Origin of the sequence: Kocuria subflava, from assembly GCF_012163155.1 — a bacterium.
In the GTDB taxonomy this organism is placed as follows: Bacteria; Actinomycetota; Actinomycetes; order Actinomycetales; family Micrococcaceae; genus Kocuria; species Kocuria subflava.
The window spans coordinates 1-548 of sequence record NZ_JAAVUN010000214.1 but is presented as its reverse complement, the minus strand read 5'-3'; the positions used below and the strand labels follow the sequence as shown (position 1 = coordinate 548).

Below are 548 nucleotides of genomic sequence, written 5' to 3'. Positions count from 1 at the left end.
TTGGCTAGGCGTTGCGCCTCCCCGCCTGAACGCTGTCCCAGACGCCGGTCCCCCATGCCCTCCAACCCCAGTCGGTTCAACCAGGCCGAGGCTGTTTGGTAGGCACTGGCGCGATCCACGCCCGAGAGCATGAGCGGCAGGGCCACGTTCTCCACCACGGTCAGCTCCGTGAGCATGAGCCCCGCCTGGAACACGAAACCGAAATGCTTGAGACGCAGTTCGGCACGCTGTTCCGCGCTCATGACGTGCACTGCCTCTGCTCCGGTGGCGCCGTGGAAGTACACCTCCCCGTCCTGCGGAACGTCGATGCCTGCCAGGGCGTGGAGCAACGTGGTCTTCCCGGAACCGGACGGGCCCATGATGGCCACGGACTGGCCCCGATGAATGATGAGGTCCAGGTGATCGAGGGCTGCGGTGGGCCCGTAGAACTGACTGAGATTGACGGCTTGCAACTGTGGATGAGTCATGGCTCCACAGTGCTCGTTGGCCCCTGCCCGGCACATCGCCCGCCGGGATGGACTCCGGCCGCACCACCCCATGCCGGGGTC

1 protein-coding gene is annotated in these 548 nt (G+C 66.1%); it reads right to left on the bottom strand.

Features of this window, described 5'->3' with window-relative positions:
• On the bottom strand, positions 1 to 467 hold a 467-nt coding region (locus GTW58_RS13825; protein WP_168023636.1), incomplete at its 3' end, for an ABC transporter ATP-binding protein.
• Positions 468 to 548: the final 81 nt, after the last annotated feature.